This window comes from Streptomyces vulcanius, from assembly GCF_042653945.1.
Taxonomy (GTDB): Bacteria; Actinomycetota; Actinomycetes; order Streptomycetales; family Streptomycetaceae; genus Streptomyces; species Streptomyces mangrovi.
In genome coordinates, this window is the sequence record NZ_JBHSFK010000132.1 from 1 (window position 1) to 865 (window position 865).

1 protein-coding gene is annotated in these 865 nt (G+C 65.0%); it reads right to left on the reverse strand.

All coding sequences use genetic code 11. From position 1 onward, the window contains the following. Positions 1-21: 21 nt before the first annotated feature. A partial coding sequence (locus ACFPIH_RS56345) for an enoyl-CoA hydratase/isomerase family protein (protein WP_385879462.1) occupies positions 22-865 on the reverse strand: 844 nt, incomplete at its 5' end.

Here is an 865-nt window from a genome sequence, read left to right on the forward strand (position 1 = left end):
TCCGTCCTCGGACGGCGGGTGTCAGCGGCGAGGAGGCTGCGAGCGGAGGAGGCCGTCGATGAGGCCTTCCATGTCGAGTTCGCCCTGGCGAGTCTGTGCCCCAGCCTTGAGGGCAGCCTGCAGGAACTCGATGACCTGCGGGGTTACAGTCTGCCGCAAGAGCTTGTTCTCCTCTCGCAGTCCGTCGGGCAGTGACAGACCGATACCTGTGTCGACCGCCTGCTTGGCCAGCGAGACCGCTCCGGGCGGGAAGGAGGCGATCCGCTGAGCGAGTCGCTCCACGAACCCGTCGAGTTCGTCCGCCGGCAGCGCCCGGTTGATCAACCCGTACCGCTCGGCGAGTGCGGCGTCGAAGGCATCGGCGCCGATGATCACCTCGAGCGCACGCGACCGTCCCAGGAGCCGTGGCAGGTACTGCGTACCTCCGCCGCCCGGAAGGATGCCCAGACTCACCTCATTCTGAGAGAACAGTGCTGTTTCGAGCGCCGCGAACCGGAGATCGAGGGCCGTGGCGAACTCGATGCCGCCACCGCGTACCCATCCGGCGACCTTCGCGATCGTCACCTGCGGCAGAGTCCGGTAGCTTTCGCGCACCTCCTGGAAAAGGTTCAGTTCGTTGTCCTGGAGCATCTGCTCCATCAGAGCCGCGTCGGCCATGTCCTCGTGGGCGTAGAAGTAGTCGGGATCGGCGCTGTCGAACACGATGACGCCCACGGTGTCGTCGGTCCGGACCTCGGCGTTGAATCGGGCAAGATCGGAGACCAGCACGTGATCGCCGAGATTCATCGGCGGATTGTCGATCGTGATGTGCGCGATGCGATCGCTCACCTGGATCCGCAGGGCCTTGTATCCGTCGTAAGTCATG